Origin of the sequence: Gordoniibacillus kamchatkensis, assembly GCF_000829455.1 — a bacterium.
GTDB classification, from domain to species: domain Bacteria; phylum Bacillota; class Bacilli; order Paenibacillales; family NBRC-103111; genus Gordoniibacillus; species Gordoniibacillus kamchatkensis.
In genome coordinates, this window is record NZ_JXAK01000058.1 from 20,600 (window position 1) to 45,012 (window position 24,413).

A 24,413-nucleotide genomic window follows, 5' to 3' on the forward strand; every position below is an offset into this window, starting at 1 on the left:
TCATGAAATGGTGGAGGACAGTCGGCAATAGTGCGCTGGCGCTTTCGCTGGCGGGAGGGCTTGCCGCTTGCAGCGGTGCGAAGCCGAAAGCGGACGATGCGAAAAATCAGAACGAACCGAGCAAGCCGAGCGAGCCGGTAGAGCTGACCTTGCTCTCGCATTACGTTGGCAACAACGAGACTGCGCTCAAGCCCTATATCGACCAGTGGAACAAAGAAAATCCGAACATTCAGATCAAGCTCACCCCGGTCGACTTCGGCGAGCTGCTCAAGACGATTATGACGAAGCAGTCCGCCGGCCAGGGCGCCGACATTATGCACGTGTACACGCTCTGGGGCGGCCAGCTGGCGAAAAATAAAGTGCTCGCCGATGCGCCAGCCAACATCGTCGACGATATTAAGAAAAACTATCCGCCCGCCGCAGTGAAAGGCGCATCGCTGAACGGCAAAGTGTTCGGTTATCCGACCGAAGTGCAGACGTACGGCTTGTTCTACAACAAAAAGCTGCTGAAGGACGCCGGCTTCGACAGCCCGCCGAAAACGTGGGACGAGATGCTGAACATGGCGAAAAAAAATCGAGAAGAGAGACGGCTCCGGCAAAGTGGAGGTGCAAGGGTTCGGCTTCCAGCGCGGCTATGCCGGGATCGTCGACCAGCCGTTCATGGCGCTCATGGCTTCCGCCGGCAGCAGCTTGCTCAGCGACGATTTCAAGAAGTCGAATTTGAGCGGCGATGCGGGCAAAGCGACATTCGATCTGTACAGCAAAATATACGGCAAGAACGGCCTTACCGACATTTCTTTCAATACGACGAAAGGCTTCGGCGCAGGTCAAGTCGGCATGACGATCGGCGCCGGCTGGTGGGCAGGATCGCTGAAGACGCTCATGAAAGATAATTTCGCCAATGTCGGCGCGGCTCCGGTGCCTTCTCCGGACGGCAAGACGAACGGGACGATCGCCTATACGTGGGCATGGGGAGTCAACAGCAAATCGAAGCACCAGAAAGAGGCATGGAAGTTTCTGGAGTGGATGAACAGCAAAGAAGCGAAGGACGGCATGACGGCCGAAGGCAACTTCCTGCTCGATGCGTTCAACAGCATTTCGACGCGCCAATCGGACCTTAACTCGGCCAAAATGCAGGAGAAGCTGAAGTCCGATCCGATCATCAAGACGTTTACCGACGCGCTCGGCTACGCGAAAGAAGAGCAAAGCCCGGCTGTCGGCTCCGAAGTGCAGGACATCCTGTACAAACAGATCGAAAGCATGTGGACCGACCAGCAAACGGCTGCGGATGCTTTATCCAAAGCGCACAGCCAAATCGAAGCGAAGCTGGGCGAGCAATAATCGCGGCAAAGGCGGCCATTCACGATGCGAATCCGAAAAGAAACTGCGCTGGCGTATACGTTTCTTTCGCCCGTTCTGCTGTTTTACGCCATTTTCCTCGTGATCCCGGTCCTGTTCTCGCTCTTCATCAGCTTCACGGATTGGGGCGGCTTCGACCTCGAATCGATGGAATGGGTCGGGCTCAAAAACTACCGCAAAATTTTGTCGCCCGAATCGAATTTCCTTCATCCGGTTTTGACCAATACGTTCTTATACGCGTTCGGTACGGTCGCCATCTCGTTCTGCTCGGCGCTCGCCGTCTCGTTCTTTATTTCCCGGCTTCGTTTCCAAGGGTTATGGCGGACGCTTTATTTCCTGCCTTCGGTGACGACGATCGTCGCTATCGGCAACGTGTGGCTCTATATGTACAATCCGACGAACGGGCTCATCAACGGGATCATCACCGGACTCGGCTTTCGCTCAGTAAACTTTCTGGACGATCCGCACCACGCCCTCCTATCCGTGATCGTCGCCGGAGGCTGGCTCGGCATCGGGAGCTCGGTGCTCATCTTGAGCGCCGGTCTCAAGGCGATACCGGACAATTATTACGAAGCGGCATCGCTGGAAGGAGCGGGGGCGATGCGCCAATACATATCGATCACGCTGCCGCTTCTCCGGCCGACGATCCTGTTCGTGCTCATCACATCGTTTATCGGCGGGCTGCAATCGTTCACGCTGACGCTCGTCATGACCAAAAACGGCGGCCCCGGCGACTCCACCAACGTCGGCGCGCTGGAAATGTACAATCAGGCGTTTTCGTTCGGCAACTGGGGCATTGCGAGCGCCATGGCGTTCGTCCTGTTCGTCGCCATTCTGATCATTACGCTCGTCCAGCTGTTCATCTTCCGCCGGGGAGGGGTGGAGAGCTACTGATGAAACCGCAGCGCACGCCTTGGATATCGTATGCCGTCATTTTGCTCGGCAGCGTCCTGATGGTGTTTCCTTTTCTGGACATGGTTTTCTCCTCCTTCAAAAGCGCATCGGAATACGCCAGTCTGCGCTATTCGCTGCTGCCGCAAACGTTCGTGTTCGATAATTACAAGCTGGCGTTCGAGCAGCTGAAGCTGGCGATGCTGTTCAAAAACAGCTTGCTGCGCTCGGTGTCGATCACGCTGCTCGTGCTGCTGACGAGCTCGCTCGCCGGCTACGTGCTGGCGAAGCTGAAATTTCCGGGCAAACAGCTCATTTTCCGCTTTATTTTGGCGACGATGATGTTTCCGGCTTTCCTCTTTTTCATTCCCAACTACTACATCACCGTGCATTTTCCATTGGCCGGAGGCAACGATTTGTTCGGCGCGGGCGGAAGCGGCGGGCTGGCGGCGAGCCAGCTCGGGCTCATCGTGCCGTTCGCCGTCAGCGGCTTCGGCATTTTCCTGATGCGGCAGTTCATCATGGGCATCGAAGACGCTTATATCGAAGCGGCGCGCATCGACGGCGCCCGGGAGCTGCGGATTTTCGCCCAGCTCGTGCTGCCGATGACGGCGCCCGTCTTGGCCACGTTGGCCATTTTCGAATTCATCAACTCGTGGAACGAATTTATTTGGGCATTGCTCATGAATTCCGTCAACACAGACCTCGCCACGCTGCCCGTCGGCATCCAAATGCTGAAATCGCACCTGGACCCGACGCTGACGCAGCCGCTCGTGATGGCGGGACTTGTCATCGCTACCGTGCCGGTGCTATTGGCGTTCATTTTGCTGCAAAAGCATTACGTGCGCGGCATGATGAACTCCGGCCTGAAATAACGAACCTATAAATGAATGGGAGAGATACGAATGAGCGAAAATCAAAAACAGCATATTTTGGCAATCGGCGCGCACGCCGGCGATCAGGACTTGACCGCAGGGGCAGTGCTGGCCAAATACGTCATGGCCGGCCATAAAGTGACGATGCTCCATTTGACGCCGGGCGAGAAGGGGCATCCGCGCCTGTCCGCCGAAGATTACGCCAAACAAAAAATTGAAGAGGCGCACCAATTCGCCGACATGATCGGGGCCGACGTGCGTTTCCTGAACTACAAGGATGCCGAGCTGCCCAGCGACGAGACGGTCAAATACGAAGTGGCGGACGTTATTCGCGAGTTGAAGCCCGACATCGTCATTACCCATTGGCACGGCAGCATGCACAAAGACCACGAGAACACCCATTATATCGTACAGGACGCGCGGCTTTACGCCGCACTGGAAGCGATCAAGCGCGATTTGCCGAATCACCGCATCAAGCGGCTCTATTACTCGGAAAACTGGGAAGACATGTACGGCTACCAACCGGAAATTTTTATCGACATTCCGGAGGAAGCTTTCGACAAATGGGTGAAAGGCATAAGCTGCTACGCGTTCGCGCGGGGAGAAACGTACGGCTTCCCCTATATCGAATATTACAAAGCGCTGACGGTCGTGCGCGGCGCCGTCAACGGCTTCAAGCGCGCCCAGGCGTTCGCGGTGGGGCCGGGCGGCAACCATCAACGATTGCAGTATTTTATGTAAGTCAATGAACGGCGGGCTCGTACGGTTACGAGAAGTGCTCGATCAACTTACGCCGTCCGAAAGAAAGGTAGCCAAGTTTATTTTGGACGATCCCCGGCGCATGATCGGGATGTCGATTACCCAATTGGCGGAGCAAAGCGGTGGCAGCCAGGCGGCGGTAACGCGGTTATGCAAATCGATGGGCTTCAAGGGCTATCAGGAGCTTATGCTGAAAGTCGCCGGCGACTTGCAGGAGAACGCGGGGCGGGGCTATCAGGAATTTCGCCCGCAAGACTCCATCGCCGCCATCATCCAGAACGTATCGAACAACAACATCCAGTCGATCAGGGATACGCTGAAAATTCTCGACATCGCCCTCGTGACAAAAGCGATCGAAGCGCTGCACCGCGCCGAACGCATATATTTTTACGGCATCGGGGCTTCGAATCTGATCGCGCAAGATGCCCAGCACAAATTCATGCGCATTAACAAAACGTGCTTTTCCTTCGCCGATACGCATCTGCAGCTGGCATCGGCGGCAACGCTGACAACGCGGGACGTCGCCGTTGGCATATCGTATTCGGGGGAAACGACGCTTGTGGCGGAATGCTTGAAAACCGCGCACGATTGCGGGGCCGCGACTATCGGCATTACGAAATACGGCCAAACGACAGTCAGCGCCGAAGCGCAAATTCCGCTGTACATCACCTCTACCGAGAACGAGATTCGCGTCGGGGCGATGTCTTCCCGCATTACGCAGCTCAACCTCGTCGACATTTTGTATCTCGGCGTTGCGCGGATCGACTACGAGCTGTCGATCGGTTATTTGGAGAAGAGCCGGGCGGCGGTTCAGCATTTGAAGGGCGGCAAATGAATCGATATCGGGCGGTAGAGCATCGTGCCGGAATTTGATGGTTGACATATGACCGTAGGCTAATTACAATAAACGTAACAAGTTAATAGTCGTGTTTGGAGATCGGGAGATAACACATAGAGGCTTCAGCGTTTCGTTGAAGAATCTTTTATGTGTTATTTTTTTATCCCTTTTTCCGGGATGAAAACGCATTCAGGCGAAGCGGGCGCCGCCGGCTTATCCGAAACTGCCGTACAAAGCCGTGGCGTGAGCTGCAGGTTAAGCGTTTTCCCCATCTCCCGGCGACTGCTTGAGCGAATACAGGAAAGGGGTATACTACATTGTCCGCACAGACTCAGGCAGCATCCAGAAAAGCGCAATGGAAGGAAGGGGCCCTCGGTTACTTGTTTCTGGCTCCGTCGCTCCTTGTCTTCATCTGCTTTCTGTTTTACCCTATGCTCCGCTCCATCTATCTCAGCATGACGCTGACGGATCCGCGAGGAAGGGTGGCCGATTTTGTCGGCTTGGATAACTTCAAGGATTTGTTCTCATCGGGGCAATTTTTCACCAATTTGAAAGTGACGCTGCTCTTCGTCTTGCTGACGGTCCCGACCACGATAATTTGGTCGCTCGTTTTGGCGGCGCTCACCCATAACAAATTGCGCGGCATGAAAGCGTTTCAATTTGTTTTCTCGCTCCCGATCGTCATTTCCGTCGGCACCGGCTCCATCATCTGGTCGCTGCTGTTTCACCCGACGGCCGGCATGCTGAACTATTTCATCGGCTTTATCGGCATTTCCCCGATTTCATGGCTCGCCGACCCGAACTGGGCGCTCGTCTCCGTGTCGCTTATGACCGTCTGGATGAACATGGGCTTCGTCTACATCGTCTTGCTCAGCGGCTTGCAGGGCGTCCCGGACGACCTGTACGAAAGCGCGAAAATCGACGGCTCGGGGCCTGTGCGCACGTTCTTGCAAATCGTGCTGCCGCTCCTGTCGCCAACGCTGTTCTTTGTGCTCATCGTGTCGGTCATCGGCGCGTTCCAGGCGTTCGGCCAAATTCACATTTTGACCAAGGGCGGTCCGATGGATACGACCAACGTCGTCGTCTACTCGATTTATCAGGACGCGTTCATCAATTTCCGCTTCGGTATCGGCAGCGCGCAGGCGCTCGTGCTGTTCGCGATCATTTTGGCCTTGACCGTGTTCCAGTTTAAAGTTTTGGAGAAGAAGGTGCATTACCAATGATGCTGAGAAGATTGAACTACACCGTTCTGTACATCGTGCTGGCGCTGCTCGCGCTCATGGTACTGTATCCGATTATATTTACCGTATTCTCGGCTTTCATGACGGAAAAAGAAGTGTCGGTGTTTCCGCCGCCGCTCTTTCCGCACCATCTGTACTGGGGCAATTTCGCCAAAGCGGTGCAGACGATTCCGATACTCCGCTTTTTGCTGAACAGCCTGATCGTATCGGCCGCGATTATGGCATGCCAGGCCGTTACTTCCGCCATGGCGGCTTACGCGTTCTCGTTTTTGCAGTTCAAGCTCAAAAATGCGATGTTCCTTCTCTATTTGTCGACCATGATGATTCCGTGGGAGGTCACGGTCATCCCCAACTATTTGACGATCAAATCGCTCGGATGGATGGACAGCTATCAAGGGCTGATCGTGCCTTTCATGGCGGGGGCTTTCGGCGTGTTCCTGCTGCGCCAGTTTTTTCTGCAGCTGCCCCACGAGCTGTTTGACGCCGCGAAAATCGACGGCTGCGGACATTTGCGCACCTTTTTCTCGATCGTGCTGCCGCTGGCCCGTCCGGCACTATCCACGCTTTGCGTGTACGTATTTTTGAACCATTGGAACAGCTACTTGTGGCCTCTTCTCATTACGAACAAACCGACGATGCGTACGGTTCAAATCGGGGTCGCCATGCTGCAGCACGAAGAGGTTATGGCTTGGAACCTGATTTTGGCTGGCGTTTCGTTAGTGCTGCTGCCTTCGTTCCTGCTGCTGGCGCTCGGCGTCAAGCAGCTGATCCAGGGCATCACGGCCGGCGCCGTGAAAGGGTAAGGTCCAGGATGCCCGTGAAGTGGGGCTGCGCTGCGGTTTGGGAATGCGGGTCTCCGGCTTTCTTGAACTCGTGTTCCCTCGAATATGAAAACATGGTGGGAACACGAGTTCAAAGGCGCACGCTTCGCTTATAGGCCTACATTCCCATCCTCCGCTCCGCCTTTCTCGGGCAGCCTGGTAACATCGATGTCAAGTCCGCTTTCGGCGGAATTGCCATATATTATGAAAGAAAAGGGAGCGAAACAATGACACAATCATGGCTGAACAAAAAGACGGCTATCGGGGTTATGCTGGCTGGCGCGATGCTCGCCGCAACGGCATGCGGAAGCGGCGGCGCGGGCGATGCGCCTGCAGCGGCGGATAAGGGAGGCAGCAAGGCGTCGTCCTCCGGACCGACGAAGGTCGTATTCTGGCACGCGATGGGCGGCTCCAACACGAAAGTGGTCGATCAGCTCGTTTCGGACTTCAACGCATCGCAAGATAAAATTAAAGTCGAGGCCGTGTTCCAGGGCACGTACGACGACCTGCTCAGCAAGCTGAAAGCGACGATGGGCACGAAGGAAGGCCCGAGCCTCGTGCAAATGTACGAGATCGGCACCCGCTTCATGATCGATTCGAAGACGACGACGCCGATGCAAAACTTTATCGATCAGGACAAATACGATTTGTCCCAGCTGGAGCCGAACATTACCGGCTACTATACGATAAACGGCAAGCTGAATTCGATGCCGTTCAACACGTCCAACCCGATTCTTTACTACAATAAGGATCTGTTTAAAGCGGCCGGACTCGACCCGGAGAAGCCGCCGAAAACGTTCGAAGAGCTGCAGAAGGCGGCTGACGCGATTACGAAAACCGGCAAAGCGACCGGCGCCAACTTCGCCATTTACGGCTGGTTCATGGAGCAGTTCTTCGCGAACCAAGGCGCGGAATACGTCAACAACGGCAACGGCCGCACCAGCCCCGCAACGGAATCGCTCGTGAACTCCGAGGCAGGCGTGAAGACGCTGACCTGGTGGAAAAACATGGTCGACACGAAAGCGGCAAACAACCTCGGCCGCAAAACCGACGACTCGAAGAAGGCGTTCTCGGCTGGCCAAGTCGGCATGATTTTGGAGTCGACCGCTTCGTTGAAAGGCTTGGTCGACAACGCGCAAGGCAAGTTCGAAGTCGGTACCGGCTTCCTGCCGAAGCCGGAAGGCGCGAAGGAAGGCGGGGTCGTCGTAGGCGGCGCCAGCTTGTGGATCATGAACAACCGTCCGACGGATGAGCAGAAGGCAGCGTGGGAATTCATCAAATTCCTGACTTCGCCGAAGGAGCAAGCATACTGGCACATCAACACGGGCTACTTCCCGATTACGAAAAAAGCTTACGACGAGCAATCCGTGAAAGACAATCTGAAGAAATTCCCGCAGTTCCAGACGGCTATCGACCAGCTGCATCAAACGAAGCTCAATACGGCAACGCAAGGCGCGGTTATGGGGGTATTCCCGGAAGCCCGCCAAATCGTCGAAGGAGCGATCGAAGAAGCGCTGAACAACAAAAAGTCGCCGAAGGACGCGCTCGACGGAGCGGCCAAAGAAATTACGAACAAAATTCAGCAATATAACAAGACCGTCAAACAATAACGATCGGCGTACGGTCGAGGAAGGACTTGAACGAATATGGGTGCAGGACAACCGATGATCATTGCGCATCGCGGGGCCAGAGGCATGGCCCCGGAAAACACCATTGCCGCTTTCCGGCTGGGCCTGGATCAAGGCTGTGAAGGAATCGAGCTGGACGTTCATCTTACGGCCGACGGCGAAATCGTGGTATGCCACGACGAGACGCTGGACCGGACGACTGACGGCAAGGGACGCATTAACGACATGACGCTGGAGCAGATCAAGCGTTACGACGCTGGCTCGTGGTATTCGGATTCGTTCCGGGGCGAGCGGGTTCCGACTTTGGACGAAGTGTTCGACCTCGTGCCCGAGTCGATTATGGTCAACGTGGAGATTAAGCAGTACGACGGTCAGATGGAGCACAAGCTGGTCGATTTCATGCGCCGGCGCAATCTGTTCGAGCGGGTCGTCGTGTCGTCCTTCGATCACAAAAGCGTGCGGCGGATCAAACTGCTGGAGCCGAAAACGAAAATCGGACTGTTGTATCAAGAGAGACTGTTCGATCCTTCCGCCTACGCCCGCACGTTCGACGTAGAGGTGTACTCGCTCCACCCTCATCACAAGACGATCGAGGCCGACGATGTGGCCAAAGCCGTAGAGCTCGGTTACCGCGTCTACCCGTGGACAGCGAACGAGGAGCAGGATTTGAACAAGATGATCGCCTGCGGCGCATCCGGCATCATTACCGACTATCCCGGGAGATTGAAATCTTTGCTTTCCTGATGGCGATGACAGAGGTGATTTCAAATGAGCTTCGTGTTTTTGGAAAAATTGGGCATTGCGCTGCTGCTCGGGCTTTTTATCGGTATCGATCGCCAAATCAAGCACAAGCCGCTGGGTATGAAGACGAGCATGGTCATTTCCGTGGCCAGCTGTTTGATTACGATCGTTTCGATCGAGGCCGTCGGGAAATTCAGCGTTCCCGGCCATACCAACATGGACCCGATGCGGCTGGCTGCCCAAATCGTAAGCGGCGTCGGCTTTATCGGCGCCGGCGTCATTTTGCGGCGAAGCAATGAAATCATCTCGGGCCTGACGACGGCCGCCATGGTTTGGGCCGCGTCTTCTCTCGGCATCGCCTGCGGAGCGGGCTTCTACAAAGAGGCATTCGTAGCGGACATTCTTATTATATTTTCCGTCAACGTCTTCCCCGTCCTGGTGAAGCTGTTCGGACCGAGCAAATTGCGGGAACGGGATTTGTCGGTCATCGTCATGTTTCATCCGGACGGCAATATGCCCGGGTTTATCGATGAGATCGCAAGCGCCAACATGAGAGTGAAGCATATTAAAATCAAAGATTTGAATAACAATGTAAGACAAATCCAGATGGTCGTCTCCGCGCACGAAAAGCAGCGGACAACGGTCATTTACGACATGATCAAGCGCCTCGACCACGTCATTGCCGTCGAGCTGGAGACTATTAGCACCTAGGCGTTAAGCTGCTTTGGTACGCCCGGCGAATTGGCAGCCGTTACACCTCCAGCTTGACGCCCGGAACCTTGCGCAAAAAGCACGTACCGCCGCCATCCGCGGCAGTATGTGCTTTTTCGTAAGGCTGTTCCCGGGAGAGGAGGAGAATTGCATGAAGCCGACGATCTACGATGTAGCCAAGGAGGCGGGAGTGTCGATTGCCACGGTCTCCAAAGTGATAAACAATACCGGGCGAATCAGCGAAAAGACCCGCGCCAAAGTTCTTGACATTATGCGCCGCCTCGATTATCAGCCAGTGTCGTGGCCTCCGCCTTGACCGGCAAGAGCACTTACACGGTCGGCTTGCTCGTTCCGGATTTGGCCAACCTTTTTTTTGCCGAAATAGCCCGCAGCGTCGAAGACAGGGGACATGAGCTCGGCTTTAATTTGGTCATCTGCAGCACGGCGAACAATCCTGTCAAAGAGTCTCAATATATATCTCTCCTGAAGCAGAAACGGGCGGACGGCATTATTATTGCGACCGGGCTTAGCAACGACTCGCTCTTGGCGGAGCTGGTCAAGCAGAAAGTCCCGGTCGCTCTGATCGCCCGCGATATGCCGTCGCTGACGGTGAATTGCGTGCTCGTTGACGATTTTAACGGCGGTTACCAGGCAGCGTCGCATCTCATCAAACGCGGACATAAGCGAATTGCGGCCATCGCTGAAGAGCTGCGCATCGCCAGCAGCCGCGAGCGGATTCGCGGCTACCGGCACGCGCTCGAAGAGGCAGGCATTCCGTGCGACGACGAGCTTGTGCTTGTGAGCGACTATACGGTGGACGGCGGCAAACGATGCATGGCCAAGCTGCTGGAACAGCCGGCTCCACCCTCCGCGGTTTTCGCCTGCAACGACTTGCTGGCGATCGGAGCGGTGCAAGCGGTCCGCGAGGCGGGGAGTCGCGTGCCGGACGACGTCTCGATCGTCGGCTTCGACAACACGCTGCTCGCAACGATTATCGATCCCGCTCTCACGACAATCGCTCAGCCGATTCAGGAAATGGGGCGGATCGTCATGGATTTGCTCGTTGGGCAGATCAGCGGCGAGGACCATTACAAGCAGCGAGTCATTTTGCTGCCAAAGCTCATTGTGCGCGGTTCTTCCCGATAAAGCGCAGGCATGGGGGATATTGTCGGATCCCGGTTCTCATTTCACATTTCCAGTGCGCAGAGGGAAAGCGCTTTACGCAAAGAGTCGAAAAATCTTAGCGCGATTTCGACAATATGGATTGACAATACAAAGCTCCTTCATGGTATAATTTTCTCAATTGGGAAAGCGCTTTCCATAAGCCAAAATAGGGGGCCGAGAAAAAGGGCTTAACTTCTGGCTAAGGTATGGGAATCCGGCTCCGGTAAACTCGTGATCCCTTGAATTTGATCGGGAGGAAGGAACACGAGTTTAAAAGTCGCTTCTCCACCTCGTATCCCACCCTTCGTTCCGCCTTTTCTCGAAAGCAAAGGGTGTCAAAGAGACGGCAACCGGAGGACACGGATGTTACGCTGCCTCAGCATCTCCGGTTGAAAGCGCTGCCAGCCAAGTGGAGGCGTTGCTATTTTTGCAGATGTGACGGACGAGGGAGCCCCCGTTTTCGAGATTCGCCTCGAAATTTACAATTGCTTAAGACGCGCCTAACATTGGGAAAACAGTGCCGCATTATATTTATTCTTGAAGCGTGATGGAGGGCATAAGTATGTACAAGGTGGGAACGTTCCCACAAAACGGAAGTCGAGGCGAGCAGCTTGTCTCTGACGATTAAGGAAATTGCCGCCCGCGCCGGCGTATCGAAATCGACCGTCTCCAGAGTGATTTCCGGCAAAGGTTATACGAGCCCGGAAGCGCGCGACAAAGTGCAGCAAATTATCGAAGAGCTGCAGTACAAGCCGAACGCGGTAGCCAGAGCGATGGTGTCGCAGCGCACGAACAATATCGGCGTTCTTATTTACCGGCGCGACCATCCGGTCGTCTCGCACCCGTTTTACGGCAAAATCGTCGACGCGATACTCGCGACCGCAGCCGGCATGAATTACTCCGTATTCGTGACGACCGATCATGACATGTCGCTCCGTTCCGCCGATTTCATGATGGAAAAGCGCGTGGACGGCCTCATTCTCATTAGCCGCCTGCAGCAAAACGTCATCGACTACATCAAAAACTTTCACGTGCCTTATTTGATGGTGAACGGTTCGACCGACGACGACGGAATTATCCAGATCGTCAACCGGGACGAAGAGGGCGGCCGAAAAGCCGCGCAGCACTTGTACGGGCTAGGGCACCGCCGCTACTTCGTGCTCGCCGGACCGCAAGCGCACCGCAGCCATTTTTTGCGGCTGAAAGGATTCCGCTGCCAACTGGCAAGCCGCGGCATACCGATTGCGGACGAATCCGTCGTTTATCCGTCCGCTTCCACGTTCGAGGAGGGCTTCAACATGATGCGGCGCCATTACGAGCATTTTCGGGCGGGCGGGTATACGGCGGTGTTCGCCACCAACGATACGATTGCGCTCGGAGCGATGAAGGTGCTGGCGGAGCGGTCCGTACTTGTGCCGGAACAGGTCGCCGTCATGGGCTTCGACGATATCGAGTTTGCCACGATGCTCACGCCGTCGCTCACGACGATACGGGTCAATACGGAAGAGATGGGCCGGCAAGCGGTGACGATGCTGGACCGGCTCATCCGGCAAGATGTGCCGCAGGCGAAATTGATCGAGGTTGAACCGAAGCTTATCGTGCGCCAATCGACAGCAACGAACAATTAACACGCACCATCCACTGAAAGGAGCGATATTATCGCATGCGCTGGTTCGTAAAGGCCGTTGGTCCCCGCAAAATTTTCGAGTTTGTGCTGTTGATCGTGTTCGTCATTTTCTTCCTGGGGCCGCTGCTCAACTTGGCGATCCTCGCTTTCACCGGCAAATGGAACTATCCGGACGTCATACCGCACGAATGGTCGCTGAAATGGTGGAAATTCGTGTTCCAGCAAGAGGACATCGCCAAATCGATCGGCCTGTCGTTCGTCATCGCCTCGATCGTCACGGCATTGTCGATCGTGCTGTGCATACCCGCCGCTTACGCGTTCGCGCGCATCCGGTTTCCGCTGAGCCGCTTTTTCCTGTTCTCGTTCCTGCTGACGCACGCGTTTCCGAAGATGGGCCTGTACGTATCGATCGCCGTCCTGTTCTTCAAGCTGGGGCTCATGAATACGCTCCCCGGGGTCGTGCTGATTCATATTATCAACGTCCTCATGTTCATGACATGGATTCCGACAGCCGCCTTCCGCAACGTGCACACCGCGCAGGAGGAATCGGCGCGGGACGTAGGCGCGAGTCCGCTGCGCGTATTCCGCACCATCACACTGCCGCTGGCGATGCCGGGCATACTCGTCGCTTCGATCTTCACGTTCCTCAATTCGCTGGACGAAGCGCAGGGCACGTTCCTCGTCGGCATTCCGAACTACAAAACGATGCCGATCGTGATGTACTCCATCGTCAGCGATTATCCGGCCTATGCCGGCGCCGTATTCTCGATCATTCTCACGGCGCCGACGATCATCTTGCTCTTGGCCGCGCAGCGGTTCGTCAGCGCGGACGTGCTTTCCAGCGGATTCCAGATCAAATGACACGGAGGTTCTTATGGACATTCAATTATCGATTCAGCGTTTGACGAAACGATACAAAACCGGGGAAGGCGTGTCCGACATTTCGCTGGACGTCCGCAAAGGCGAGCTGGTCACGCTGCTCGGCCCGTCGGGCTGCGGCAAAACGACGGTGCTGCGCAGCATTGGCGGCTTTCTCGAGCCGGACTCGGGAGACATTTTGATCGAGGGGAAGAGCGTGCTGAAGCTGCCCCCGGAAAAGCGCCCGACTTCGATGGTGTTCCAGAGCTACAATCTGTGGCCGCATATGACCGTATTCGAAAATTTGGCGTTCGGCCTGAAAATCCGCAAAACGCCCAAAGCGGAAATGCGGCAGGCAATAGAAGAGGCGCTGCAGCTTGTGCGCTTGCCCGGAGCGGAGAAAAAATATCCGAGCGAGCTGTCCGGCGGCCAGCAGCAGCGCGTCGCGGTAGCCCGGTCGCTGCTTCTTAAACCGGCCGTGCTGCTCCTTGACGAACCGTTCTCCGCGCTCGACGCCAAGCTCCGCCACGAAATGCGGGAAGAGCTGCGCGAAATTCAAGCGAATACTGGCCTCACCATGGTGTTCGTTACGCACGACCAGGAAGAAGCGCTGTCGATTTCCGACCGCATCGTCGTCATGAACCAGGGCCGCATGGAGCAAATCGCTTCGCCGCAACACATTTACGACGAGCCGAACACGCTGTTCGTCGCGCAATTTATCGGCAAGATGAACTTTTTGAAGGGGGTGGTGGATGCGGGTCAGGTGAGGCTGGATGACATGCTGCTGCCGAATCCGAAGGGGCTGGCGGGGAATGTGAGCTTGGCGGTCAGACCGGAAGACGTTATGTTGCACGAAGCCGAGGGGCAAGGGTTGGCTGGAACGATCAAGCAAGTGATGATTTTAGGGCATTACGCCGAAGTGTCGGTCGATTTGCAAGGAAGAGAAACGATCAGAGCGTTCAGACCCCGCGACCAAGTGAAGCATTTGCATCCGGGACAAGAAGTGAAAGTGACGTTCGGCAAATCGATTGCGTATCCGGAACAATAACCATTACATGAGGAGGAACGATTCCATGCTTCGAAACAAAGCGAGAGTATTGTTCATGATTGCGTTAAGCCTCACATTCGGCGTTTTATCTGCCTGCGGCGGCGGCGCTTCATCCGGCACGAGCCAGGGCTCGGGCTCTGACGCCAAACCCGCATCCGACAATAAATCCGCCCCGGCGACCGCGTCCGCCAAGCCGGCCGAGTTTTCGTTCTATTTCACCGGCTCGCAAAACGTCAAAGACTTGTGGGATACGTTGATCCCGATGTTCGAAAAGGCGACTCCCGACGTAAAGGTGAAGCCGGTGTACGTGCCTTCCGGCACGGGCGCGCAGCCTACCTACGACCGCATCCTTGCCGCCAAACAAGCCGGCAAAGGCTCCGGCGACATCGATCTGTACGAAGACGGAGTCAATTACGTGACCCGCGGACAGAAAGACGATCTGTGGGATACGCTGGGCACGGATAAAATTCCGAACCTCGCCAAAGTCGATCAAAAGATCATGAAAGACGTGGCCAACCTGGCCGTGCCGTACCGTTCCTCGGCCGTCATTCTCGCCTACAACGGCGACAAGGTGAAGGACGCGCCGACGACGCTCGACGAGCTGTACGACTGGATCCGCAAGCATCCGGGCAAATTCGCCTACAACGACCCGTCCACCGGCGGCTCCGGCGATTCGTTCGTTACGACCGCCATCTACAAGTTCCTGCCGGAAGACGCGATTCACAATTCCGACCCGGCCATCGAGAAGCAGTGGGATCAAGGCTTCGCGCTGCTCAAAGATCTCGGCAAATACGTGTACGGCAAAGGCATCTATCCGAAGAAAAACCAAGGCACGCTCGATCTTTTGGCAAGCGGCGAAGTCGACATGATTCCGGCTTGGTCGGACATGGTGCTCGATCAAATCAACAAAGGCCAGCTGCCGAAATCGACGAAAATGGCGCAGCTGAAGCCCGGCTTCAACGGCGGCCCGACGTACCTCATGGTGCCGAAGCTGTCCGCCAACAAAGACGCCGTCGCCAAATTCCTGAACTTCATCCTCACTCCGGAAGCGCAATCGGTCATCGTTACCAAAATGTCGGGCTTCCCGGGCATCCAGCTCGCGAACATGCCGCAAGAGGTGCAAGATAAGTTCAAAGATGCGGCGGCAGGCTTCCGTACGTTCAACATCGGCGACTTGGGCAAAGACATCAGCAAACGTTGGCAAAGCGAAGTTGCTGCCCAATGAGCAAACAAGTGAAAATGGGGATGCTGGGCCTTGCGCTCGTCATCCCTTCCTTTCTCGTCCTGTTCGTCATTGTCGTCATCCCGATCGTTATTTCGCTTCTGGAGAGCTTTAAGGACAAAAACGGCCGTTACTCGTTCGTTAATTACGAGCATCTGTTCACCGACAAGCTGATGCGGTCGAACATTATATTTACGCTGGAAGTGACGATCGTCTCGGTCGTACTCGTCCTGATCATCAGCTACGCGCTCGCCGTGTATATGCGCTTCAACAACGGCGTTGCAGTTCGCTGGATCCGCAGGACGTACATGATCCCGATCTTTATCCCGTCCGTTATCGCCACTTACGGTCTGATCCAGCTGCTCGGCAACCACGGCTGGCTGGCGCGCATTTTGCTGCAAGCCTTCAGTGTGGAATCAATGCCTAGAATTATTTTCGACAAGAAAGGGATTATTATCGCCCAGCTCTGGTTCAACATTCCGTTCACGACGATGCTGCTCGGCTCGGCGCTGTCCGCCGTGCCGAATTCAGTCATCGAGAGCGCCAAGGACGTCGGTGCCGGATTCCTTCGCATATTCTTCAAATTGATTTTGCCGCTGACGTTCAAGACGCTGCTCGTTGCCGTCACCTTCGTGTTCATGGGCGTGATCGGCTCGTTTACGGCGCCGTTTCTCATCGGGCCGAACGCGCCGCAAATGCTCGGCGTTTCGATGGAGCAAGTGTTCGGCGTGTTCCAAGACAAGCAAATGGCCGCGGCCATCGCCTTCTTCACGTTCCTGCTCTGCTCGTTTATGGGCTACTTCTATATCCAGAACATGATTAAAGAGGAGCGTTCAAGATCGGCATGAAGAAGCTCGTACTCGATGTGCAAGGACAGGTGGCGCCGGTATGCTCGCGCAGCCATATTACGTACCGGTTCCCCCTCGGGGAGCGGGTGCGGAAGCTAACCATTCATTTCGCTTATGAGCCGAAAAATATGGACGACAAGGACCAGGCCAAAGCGCTCATCATGGACAGCATCGCCAAATACACGGAGCCGGAGCACGCCGAGCGGGTGCAGGCCAAGTGGGAATCGTTTCTGCCGCTTAAAAATTTAATTACCGTCTCTGTCGATGACCCCGTCAGCCACCGCGGCGCGGGGCATCGCCACGATCCCGAGCAGGTGCTCGTCATTGCCGAGGCCGAAGCTTCGCCCGGTTTCGTGCAAGGCCCTATGCCGGCAGGACTTTGGGATGTAACGCTCAGCATGCACGCCGTCGTGACGGACAGCTGCCGCTATACGCTGCAAATTTGGGGGGAGGAATAGCGGCATGCCGTGGATCGCTTGCGAGCTTCATACCCATACGTTTCACAGCGACGGCAGGCAAACGCTGCGGGAGCTTGCGGCCGGCGCCAAAGCGCTCGGCTTCGAGTGCATCGCCCTGACCGATCATAATACGATGACGGGTTTGCAAGATAAAGAGACCATCGAGCGGGAAGCCGGCCTCGCGATCGTGTCCGGCATGGAATGGACGACGTTTTACGGCCATATGGTGACGCTCGGCGTGACGACGTACGAAGATTGGCGGCCGGTCGGACCCGGCGACATACACCGCGGCATCGCCCGCGTCCATGCGGGCGGCGGCATCGCCGGCATGGCCCATCCGTTCCGGATCGGGAGCCCGATCTGCACCGGCTGCTTCTGGGAATTCGACATTAGCGATTGGAACGACATCGACTATATCGAAGTGTGGTCGGGGACGTTCCCGTCGATCAAGACCGATAACGCCAGAGCTTTTCGCTTGTGGACCGACAAGCTGAACGAAGGCTGCCGGATTGCCGCGACCTCGGGACGGGATTGGCACTCGCAGGAGCGCACCGAAGAGCCGGTGGCGGTGACGTATTTGAACATGGACGAAGGAGCGGGGACGGTGACGGAGCGTGCGGTGCGGGCGCTCGCCGCAGGACGCGCGTCGCTCACGATCGGCCCGCTCGTCACGATGGAAGCGGTATGCGGCTCCGGCTCGTTCGTGATCGGCGATGCGGTGCCGGCGGCTGAGCTGGCGGAAGGACGCTGCACGATTCACGTGCATGCGGATTTTTCCGTACGGCGTGGTCTATGGAGCTTCCCCGAACAAACTTATACCGTACATGTGACAGGAAACAACGGCGTTGCCGCCGAAGGCACCGTAACCGCAGACCGGCCCGATTGCCGCGTCGAAGTTCAGGCCGAAGGGCTGCGCTGGCTTCGAGCCGAGCTGTGGGGCACGGTGCGCGGAGTTCGGGCGCTCATCGCCGTCACCAATGCCATCTATTTCAATCGTTAAAAGGAGCGTCAGACATGGCCCAGTTTCCGCTCATTACCGCGCATAGCGGGTGCATGAATACGCTTGACAACACGCTCGAATCCGTCGAGACCGGACTGCGGCTCGGAGCGGATGTAGTGGAGGAAGACATCAGAGTAACGCGGGACGGCATTGCGGTACTGGCCCACGACGACGCTTGGGAGACGGTGGACGGCCGGGAATGCCGCATTTCGCAGCTGACGTATGCGGACCTCAGCGAGCTGACGATCGCCGCCCGGCACGGTGAACGCATTGAACCGATGCGGATCATTCGGCTGGAAGACATTTTGCCGGAGGTCAAAGCGTCGGGCCGCATCGTCAATCTGGACTTGAAAACGGATGACAGCCTGGAGCCCGTGGCGCAGCTCGTCAGGAAGTACGGCTTGCTGGAGCAGGCCATTTTGTCAGGCTGTGAGCGAGACAGGGCGCTCCTGGCGCAGCGCACGCATCCGGAGTTGACGAAGCTGTTGAACACCGATACGAAATTGTTCATGGCGATGCCCTACGACGATGCGATGGCCCAAACTTGCCAAGACGCCCTCGACGCGTCCTGCATCGGAATCAACATCAATCATCTCCTTGTCCGGCCGGAGCTGATGAGCTATGCCGAAAGCCTCGGGCTGCCGGTGTACGTATGGACCGTGAACGAAGAGCCTTTGATGCGGCATTTCATACAATTGGGCGTCCGCTCCATGACGACCCGCAATGTGCTAGCGCTCGTCCGGTTGAAACGGGAACTGCAAGGGGAGGCGGATCAGCCGTGATCGAAATATATGCCCACGAATTTGCGGCGGCCAGCCGGGCCCTTGTCGCCAAAATGATGAGCGGAGACGTGAAGGCGGACAGCGCATATTTCCGGGCGGTCGTGCCGGTGCTGGAGCTGCTGCGGGAGGCGTATCCGGACCAGGCGCAATATGCCGCGTGGGAGGCGGAATTTTACCATCTCGACGGCAGTTTGCGCCGCGCGGGCGAGCTGTATAAGCGCACGCTCCAGCTCGCGCCGCCGCGCGCGCCAACCGAGACGGAGATGCGCCGGATGCGCCGGTTTTGCCCGCTGCTGCTGACGACGCCGCTGGAATGCTTCCCGCTCAAGGACGTAGCTGCTGTGCACCATCCGAGCCTGCCGCTGATCGGCTACCATTTGTTTTGGGAAGACGATTTCGACTTCCCCGACGATTACGAGCCGTGCGACCACGAAGAAATTTGGGTCGAATACGATCCTGTCGCCGAAGCCGTGACGAAGGTGATGACGTTTTTCCACAGCAGCGTGATCGAATCGCCGGAGGCGGCGGAAGAAGCGCGCGCGGGCGGTCAGCGCCCCGTCGTCCGCATCGAGTGGGGAAAGCACGGCTCGCTGCTGAAAGGCTGGGAGAACCTCGTCATTCCGCTCAAAAACATATCCGCCGCCGAGTGGCTGAAGGAAACGTACGAGCACGTGAGAGCCGGCGGGCGGGTGCCGGACCATCCGCTGAAGCGGCATTGGCCGCAGCGGTTCGAAGGCACGTTCGAGCAATATACGGACTTTTCCGTTCGGGTCGACCCTATCGCCTTATTGGACCGCAAGCCGCTGTTCTTCACCTCGTTATGGGTCAATGCGGTGTTGTTTACCGAAGCCTTGCTCTATAACTTTCATCCGAAGATGGAATGGCCCGAGCGGTTTTACAAGCTTGCGCCTTGAAACCGCGGTTGGCCTGGAGTAAGATCGAGAAGACAACGCGATGAAGGAAGGGCCTTCTATGGAAGCAAAGTTTTGTTTGTCGTGCGGCGCCGCACTGGAGCTGCGAGATGTCGACGGGACCCCTCGCATGGCTTGTACCGCTTGCAGCTTCGTGCATTGGGGAAATTACAGCATCGGGGTCGGGGCGATCCTGATCAAAGGCGGAAAAGTGCTGCTCGTCCGCCGCGCGCAGGAGCCGGGCAAAGGTGTTTGGACGAATCCCGGAGGCTATATCGAGCAGACCGAACTCATTCACGATACGATTTGCCGCGAAGTGCTGGAGGAGACGGGCGTGAAAGCCGTCGTTCGCAGCGTCGTGGCGCTTCGGGACCAGCCGAGAGCCATCCATAACGTCTATATCGCTTTCGAGATGGAATACGTTTCAGGAGAGCCGCGGCCGGACGGGTACGAGGTGGACGCGGCGGGCTTTTACAGCCTGGAAGAGATGGAGGCAATGAAGGTCGCCGGGTTCACCAAGTGGCTCATACATGCCGCGCTGCATCGCGAATCCGGCGGATTGGTGGAGGATAAGGCGCCCATCGTCACTTTAGACGGGTACGGATTGTTTAAAGCCTAGCTGCAAAAAAAGAGCAAACCTGCCGCGCGCTGCGGTCCGGTTTGCTCTTTTTTTCGTTCGCGGTCCGGCTGCCGCTGCATTTTGTTGCGGCTACTGCTGTGCGGCCGCGTTGATGATGTCCTCGGCGGTTTCGGCGGGCGTGCGGCCTTTCGTATAGACGACGCGTTTGGCCAGCAAATAATTGGACGGATGAGTCACGAAATGTTCGTTTATATTGAGAGCGGACCGTTCGTTTAACATTTGCAGCGATTCCTTAGCGTTCGGGGAAGGCATGAGCAAAATGACGTTCGGGTATGGGGCCAAAGCGTTCCGAACCCGTTCGAACAGCAGCGGATCCTCGTAAACGGAATGGCCCGCCCCAAAATCGATAATACATTGCGGATAATCTTGCAATACCCTCTCCACCGAATGTGCTTCGAACGGTTTCCAGTACTGGTACAGCTCTTGAAACTGATTGTTTCGCAACATTTGCTGCTGCAGGCTCATATCGAACCCAATCTCGTTGTAATATGTGTACCGTTTGTCGTCGAGAGTGACTCCAGGTATGCCGAGCTTTTCCGATAACAATCGTCTGACCGTGCTTTTTCCGATTTTCATCGGCCCGATCAAAATGACGGGGACCTGCATCGTCCGTCCCTCCGCATTTATGCAATGACCTTCGTTTCACTTCCAGTTTACAGCAGTCTTGCTAAATATAAAACTTGCACCTACGACCGTAAAGTTAATTGCGTGCACGTAACTAAGTCACTTTCACATCACTACTTTTTCGCTGCTTGCCATTGGTGTAATCTAGTAGAGGTTGGAATAAAAGGAGGAGAGTGGGTACGATGAATTACCGGCATGTCGGAAAAACCGGTTTGCGCGTCAGCGAGCTTTGCTTGGGAGCGATGACGTTCGGACGCGAGACGAGCGAAGCGGACAGCTTTCGCATTATGGACCGATTCGTGGATGCGGGAGGGAACTTCATCGATACGGCCGACGTTTACACGCGGGGCGCATCCGAGCAAATCGTAGGCAAGTGGCTGAAGACGAAGCAGCGCGACGATATTGTCGTTGCGACGAAAGTGCGTTTTGCCATGGGCGAGGGGCCTAATGACGTCGGCGTCAGCCGCAAGCATATTATGGCCGGACTTGAGGCGAGCCTGCGCCGCCTTGGAACCGATTACATCGATCTGTATCAAGTGCATGCATGGGATCCGAAGACGCCGCTGGAAGAAACCTTGGGCACGTTGAACGATCTCGTCCGGCGCGGCTACGTACGCTACATCGGGGCAAGCAATTATCGCGGATGGCAGCTGCAAAAGGCGATCGATCTGTGCAAGCGCAGCGGTTGGGACAGCTTCGTCTGCCTGCAGCCGCAATACAATTTGCTGACGAGAGCGACGGAATTCGAATTGATTCCGGTCTGTTTGAACGAAGGCGTCGGCGTTATTCCGTGGAGCCCGTTGCGTGGCGGCTGGCTGAGCGGCAAATACCGCCGCGGTTTATCCGCACCGCCGGAAGGCACTCGCGTCGCGGAAGCGGAGAAAAAGCTGGGGCGAATCGTGGGGCAAATACAACAATGAATTCACCTGGAACATTATCGACGAGCTGGTGGCCGTTGCCGAAGAAGCCGAGAAGACCCCGGCGCAAGTCGCCATCAACTGGCTGCTGCAAAAGCCGGGCGTGACCGCTCCGATTATCGGCACCCGCACGATGGAACAGCTGGAGAACAATCTCGGCGCCGCCGGCTGGTCGCTCACGGCAGAGCAGATGGAGCGGCTGGACCGGGCCAGTGCCTTGCCGGTATCGTACCCGTATGACGCCGCAGCGGAAAATCAGCAGCGTGCAGGACGTGATTACGAATAGTCTGGGTTGATGTCAAAAAAGCTTGATCGGGAAGCCGCTGCGGGCGTGCCCGATCAAGCTTTTTTGGCTGCGGCCGGAATTTTCTCGTAGTGCTGTCAAGGGAGTCTATGGTAAAATTCGCTTGTCTTTCATGTTTTCTGGAAAACACATAAGATCGTAACAGGGAAGGTGAGGTCATGCTGTGGAAACTCCTGCGCTTCATGACAGCGAATACGTTCCGGCTGCGCCTGCAGGCGTTTGGCGCCGCATCTGGAAGTACAAGCTGCATTACGTCATCGTCATTCCGGCGATGCTGCTTATTTTCCTCTTCAAGCTGTTTCCGCTCTTCGCCGGGATATTGATGTCGTTCAAGGACTATCGCCCGTTTCGGGGGATGTTCGGCAGCCCTTGGGTCGGGCTCGGCAATTTCGCCAAGCTGTTCGAGGCAACCCAATTCCGCAATGCGCTTGCCAATACGCTTATTTTCAAGCTGGAGTATGTGGCGGCCACGGGCATTTTATCGCTCGTAGTAGCGTTAGCCGTAAGCAGCATCATGTCGCGCCGGGTAAGGAATATCGTATCCGTGCTCGCCCTTGCCCCGTATTTCATCCCTTCGGCTGTCGCGGCTTACGCTGTCATGCTGGCGCTGATGCCGGAGCGGCTCGAGAACTTCGGGCTGCATTTTTTCGTTTTGGGCGACCCCGGGCTGTTCCGGCCTATGTTGGTCATCGTGGAAGCGTTCAAAACGTGCGGCATTCCGATCATGATGATACTCGCTGCCATCGGCTCCAGGAAGGCGGCAACGGCACCGGACGGCGGGGACGGCGCAATGCGGGGAGAGAGCTGGGCGAAAACTCATATGATCCCTGCGCTTCGCGTCATTTCCGCGTTTGCGGTGCTTCAGTTATCCGCCGTCCTTTCCACGGATTTTGACCTCTTGGTCAATTTGATTAACCCCCTTGTACGTGAAACTTCGGAGACGCTCGAGACTTACGCGTATATGGAGGGGCTGCTTATGGGACGATATGCCACAGCCAGTGCAGCTTGGCTGCTGCAATTCGCCGTTCAAGCCGTATGCACGCTTGTCGCTTACTTTTTGTTAAAACGCGTCTGCTATACAGACCTCTTCTACCGCACCGAACGATCAAACGGCATGGGGGCGTACAGCAAGGGGAGGAATGCGGCGGGCATTGCCGTTTCGGCTATTTTCTCGCTTGTTGTGCTTGCCGCTATCTATTATATTTGCCTATATCCGTTTACCGTCCACAGCGCTTTCGGCGCAAGCGTCTGGAGGGCGTTGCCGGCAACCCGGTATTTGGGATTTATGCTGATTTGTTTTGCCGCCGTTATCGTCAATCTGTTCATAACCATAACGCTCGCTTACCCTTTGACGGTCAAAGATTTGCCGGGACGCCGCGCTTATAAAGCGATTTTGCTGATCGCAATGGCAGCCGGAGCCGGTACGTCCTTGCCCGAGTTTCTTCTGGCAAAAAGCATGGGGATGGTTGGCACCATGTACCCGCAAATGGTTTTCGGCATCTTTGCAATCATCAATGTTTTTGTCGTCAAAAGCATATTCAACAGCAAGTACGCGGAGCTGAAAGAACGGGCGGCGGCGGCAGGGCGGGGGGAGCTGCACAGCTTTTTCGCTCTGTTCCTCCCTAAAATGTGGAAGCCTCTGATCGCGCTTGGCGTGCTGCAGTTCGTCTCTTTGTGGAACGGCTATCAATTGCCGCTTCTTTATACGGTCAGACCGGATGCCGGTTCTCCGCTTATCGCCCTTCATAGCCTGTCAATCGGCAAAGACGTTGTCCCGTTCGGCGATCCGGCTATCCTGCAGCTGGCTGCCGTCATTTGCGTGCCGCCGCTTGCGCTGCTGCTCATTTTCCGCAAATGGCTCACGTCCGAAGTGCTGATCGGCCAAACGAGGAAGCTGTAAGGAGCTCGAATGCGGACGGAATGTCATGTTGCATGAAAATTAGCCGATAACTCATCGAGAAGGCGAATTATCCCTCCTGCGGGATAGCGGAATTTTGTTCCGTTATTGGCTTATTTCCCGGGTATTTCCCCAAATTAGAGGAAAAATTGCAGTTAGAATAAAAAGTGGACACTCCGATAAGGGAATTAGATAATAATCCTACGAAACAAAGGGAGTGTCCACTTATGGGAGAACAGCGTCAACGAT

General features: G+C 56.1%; 26 protein-coding genes and 1 pseudogene. 26 read left to right on the top strand and 1 reads right to left on the bottom strand.

Features of this window, described 5'->3' with window-relative positions:
• Nucleotides 1-2: 2 nt before the first annotated feature.
• The 23 genes and pseudogenes from SD70_RS39460 to SD70_RS25870 all read left to right on the top strand — a co-directional run.
• Nucleotides 3-578 (top strand): annotated as a pseudogene (locus tag SD70_RS39460) (ABC transporter substrate-binding protein); the annotation flags it as partial.
• A 91-nt stretch (nucleotides 579-669) separates the two neighbouring features.
• Nucleotides 670-1,341, top strand: a complete 672-nt coding sequence (locus SD70_RS39465) for an extracellular solute-binding protein (protein WP_269432534.1) — start codon at nucleotides 670-672, stop codon at nucleotides 1,339-1,341.
• A gap of 24 nt (nucleotides 1,342-1,365) precedes the next feature.
• Nucleotides 1,366-2,253 carry a carbohydrate ABC transporter permease gene (locus SD70_RS25775; RefSeq protein WP_041050976.1) on the top strand — a complete coding sequence of 296 codons (888 nt, stop codon included), beginning with the start codon at nucleotides 1,366-1,368 and terminating at the stop codon, nucleotides 2,251-2,253.
• The gene (locus tag SD70_RS25780; protein ID WP_041050979.1) at nucleotides 2,253-3,125 is read left to right on the top strand and encodes a carbohydrate ABC transporter permease; all 873 of its coding nucleotides are present in this window, start codon (nucleotides 2,253-2,255) and stop codon (nucleotides 3,123-3,125) included. Before SD70_RS25775 ends, SD70_RS25780 begins: the two co-directional genes overlap by 1 nt.
• Nucleotides 3,126-3,155: 30 nt before the next feature.
• Nucleotides 3,156-3,866, top strand: coding sequence for a PIG-L deacetylase family protein (locus SD70_RS25785; RefSeq protein ID WP_041050982.1), 711 nt, complete (start codon nucleotides 3,156-3,158; stop codon nucleotides 3,864-3,866).
• A gap of 4 nt (nucleotides 3,867-3,870) precedes the next feature.
• The gene (locus tag SD70_RS25790) at nucleotides 3,871-4,719 is read left to right on the top strand and encodes a MurR/RpiR family transcriptional regulator (RefSeq protein ID WP_041050985.1); all 849 of its coding nucleotides are present in this window, start codon (nucleotides 3,871-3,873) and stop codon (nucleotides 4,717-4,719) included.
• Nucleotides 4,720-5,039: 320 nt separating this feature from the next.
• Entirely contained in the window at nucleotides 5,040-5,945 is a 906-nt protein-coding gene (locus SD70_RS25795; protein ID WP_041050988.1) for a carbohydrate ABC transporter permease, read from the top strand.
• Nucleotides 5,942-6,766, top strand: coding sequence for a carbohydrate ABC transporter permease (locus SD70_RS25800; RefSeq protein ID WP_041050989.1), 825 nt, complete (start codon nucleotides 5,942-5,944; stop codon nucleotides 6,764-6,766). Before SD70_RS25795 ends, SD70_RS25800 begins: the two co-directional genes overlap by 4 nt.
• 245 nt (nucleotides 6,767-7,011) lie before the next feature.
• Complete coding sequence (locus SD70_RS25805; protein ID WP_041050992.1) at nucleotides 7,012-8,394, top strand: ABC transporter substrate-binding protein; 1,383 nt, start codon at nucleotides 7,012-7,014, stop codon at nucleotides 8,392-8,394.
• A 36-nt stretch (nucleotides 8,395-8,430) separates the two neighbouring features.
• Nucleotides 8,431-9,156: a glycerophosphodiester phosphodiesterase gene (locus SD70_RS25810; RefSeq protein ID WP_041050995.1), complete on the top strand. Its 726-nt coding sequence runs from the start codon at nucleotides 8,431-8,433 to the stop codon at nucleotides 9,154-9,156.
• Between the two features lie 24 nt (nucleotides 9,157-9,180).
• Nucleotides 9,181-9,864 carry an MgtC/SapB family protein gene (locus SD70_RS25815; RefSeq protein ID WP_041050997.1) on the top strand — a complete coding sequence of 228 codons (684 nt, stop codon included), beginning with the start codon at nucleotides 9,181-9,183 and terminating at the stop codon, nucleotides 9,862-9,864.
• A 151-nt stretch (nucleotides 9,865-10,015) separates the two neighbouring features.
• Entirely contained in the window at nucleotides 10,016-10,180 is a 165-nt protein-coding gene (locus SD70_RS39935) for a LacI family DNA-binding transcriptional regulator (protein WP_331436841.1), read from the top strand.
• Nucleotides 10,177-11,010 (top strand): substrate-binding domain-containing protein, encoded by an 834-nt coding sequence (locus tag SD70_RS25820; RefSeq protein WP_331436842.1) that lies wholly within the window; start codon nucleotides 10,177-10,179, stop codon nucleotides 11,008-11,010. The genes SD70_RS39935 and SD70_RS25820 overlap by 4 nt, the downstream gene beginning before the upstream one ends.
• A 629-nt stretch (nucleotides 11,011-11,639) precedes the next feature.
• The gene (locus SD70_RS25825; protein ID WP_041050998.1) at nucleotides 11,640-12,656 is read left to right on the top strand and encodes a LacI family DNA-binding transcriptional regulator; all 1,017 of its coding nucleotides are present in this window, start codon (nucleotides 11,640-11,642) and stop codon (nucleotides 12,654-12,656) included.
• A gap of 35 nt (nucleotides 12,657-12,691) precedes the next feature.
• Nucleotides 12,692-13,516, top strand: coding sequence for an ABC transporter permease (locus SD70_RS25830; RefSeq protein ID WP_041051000.1), 825 nt, complete (start codon nucleotides 12,692-12,694; stop codon nucleotides 13,514-13,516).
• 13 nt (nucleotides 13,517-13,529) lie between these two features.
• On the top strand, nucleotides 13,530-14,561 hold the full coding sequence (locus tag SD70_RS25835; protein WP_041051002.1) for an ABC transporter ATP-binding protein: 1,032 nt from the start codon (nucleotides 13,530-13,532) through the stop codon (nucleotides 14,559-14,561).
• A gap of 25 nt (nucleotides 14,562-14,586) precedes the next feature.
• Nucleotides 14,587-15,786 carry an extracellular solute-binding protein gene (locus tag SD70_RS25840; RefSeq protein ID WP_041051004.1) on the top strand — a complete coding sequence of 400 codons (1,200 nt, stop codon included), beginning with the start codon at nucleotides 14,587-14,589 and terminating at the stop codon, nucleotides 15,784-15,786.
• Nucleotides 15,783-16,631 carry an ABC transporter permease gene (locus SD70_RS25845; protein ID WP_041051006.1) on the top strand — a complete coding sequence of 283 codons (849 nt, stop codon included), beginning with the start codon at nucleotides 15,783-15,785 and terminating at the stop codon, nucleotides 16,629-16,631. Before SD70_RS25840 ends, SD70_RS25845 begins: the two co-directional genes overlap by 4 nt.
• Entirely contained in the window at nucleotides 16,628-17,089 is a 462-nt protein-coding gene (locus SD70_RS25850; RefSeq protein WP_041051008.1) for a hypothetical protein, read from the top strand. The genes SD70_RS25845 and SD70_RS25850 overlap by 4 nt, the downstream gene beginning before the upstream one ends.
• A 4-nt stretch (nucleotides 17,090-17,093) precedes the next feature.
• Nucleotides 17,094-18,089 (top strand): CehA/McbA family metallohydrolase, encoded by a 996-nt coding sequence (locus SD70_RS25855; protein ID WP_041051009.1) that lies wholly within the window; start codon nucleotides 17,094-17,096, stop codon nucleotides 18,087-18,089.
• Between the two features lie 14 nt (nucleotides 18,090-18,103).
• Entirely contained in the window at nucleotides 18,104-18,871 is a 768-nt protein-coding gene (locus SD70_RS25860; RefSeq protein WP_041051010.1) for a glycerophosphodiester phosphodiesterase, read from the top strand.
• Nucleotides 18,868-19,785 (top strand): hypothetical protein, encoded by a 918-nt coding sequence (locus tag SD70_RS25865; RefSeq protein WP_041051012.1) that lies wholly within the window; start codon nucleotides 18,868-18,870, stop codon nucleotides 19,783-19,785. The genes SD70_RS25860 and SD70_RS25865 overlap by 4 nt, the downstream gene beginning before the upstream one ends.
• A gap of 58 nt (nucleotides 19,786-19,843) precedes the next feature.
• Nucleotides 19,844-20,401 carry an NUDIX hydrolase gene (locus SD70_RS25870; RefSeq protein ID WP_041051014.1) on the top strand — a complete coding sequence of 186 codons (558 nt, stop codon included), beginning with the start codon at nucleotides 19,844-19,846 and terminating at the stop codon, nucleotides 20,399-20,401.
• Nucleotides 20,402-20,491: 90 nt separating this feature from the next.
• Here SD70_RS25870 and SD70_RS25875 read toward each other — a convergent pair whose 3' ends face one another.
• Nucleotides 20,492-21,028, bottom strand: a complete 537-nt coding sequence (locus SD70_RS25875; protein WP_041051016.1) for a shikimate kinase — start codon at nucleotides 21,026-21,028, stop codon at nucleotides 20,492-20,494.
• Nucleotides 21,029-21,228: 200 nt separating this feature from the next.
• On the opposite strand from SD70_RS25875, the gene SD70_RS25880 reads away from it, so the two are divergent.
• From SD70_RS25880 to SD70_RS25885, 3 genes are all read left to right on the top strand, one after another.
• Nucleotides 21,229-21,966, top strand: coding sequence for an aldo/keto reductase (locus SD70_RS25880; protein WP_269432535.1), 738 nt, complete (start codon nucleotides 21,229-21,231; stop codon nucleotides 21,964-21,966).
• Nucleotides 21,967-21,982: 16 nt separating this feature from the next.
• Complete coding sequence (locus SD70_RS39470) at nucleotides 21,983-22,249, top strand: aldo/keto reductase (protein ID WP_331436844.1); 267 nt, start codon at nucleotides 21,983-21,985, stop codon at nucleotides 22,247-22,249.
• A gap of 181 nt (nucleotides 22,250-22,430) precedes the next feature.
• Nucleotides 22,431-24,167: a hypothetical protein gene (locus SD70_RS25885; RefSeq protein WP_041051017.1), complete on the top strand. Its 1,737-nt coding sequence runs from the start codon at nucleotides 22,431-22,433 to the stop codon at nucleotides 24,165-24,167.
• The last annotated feature ends 246 nt before the right edge of the window (nucleotides 24,168-24,413 follow it).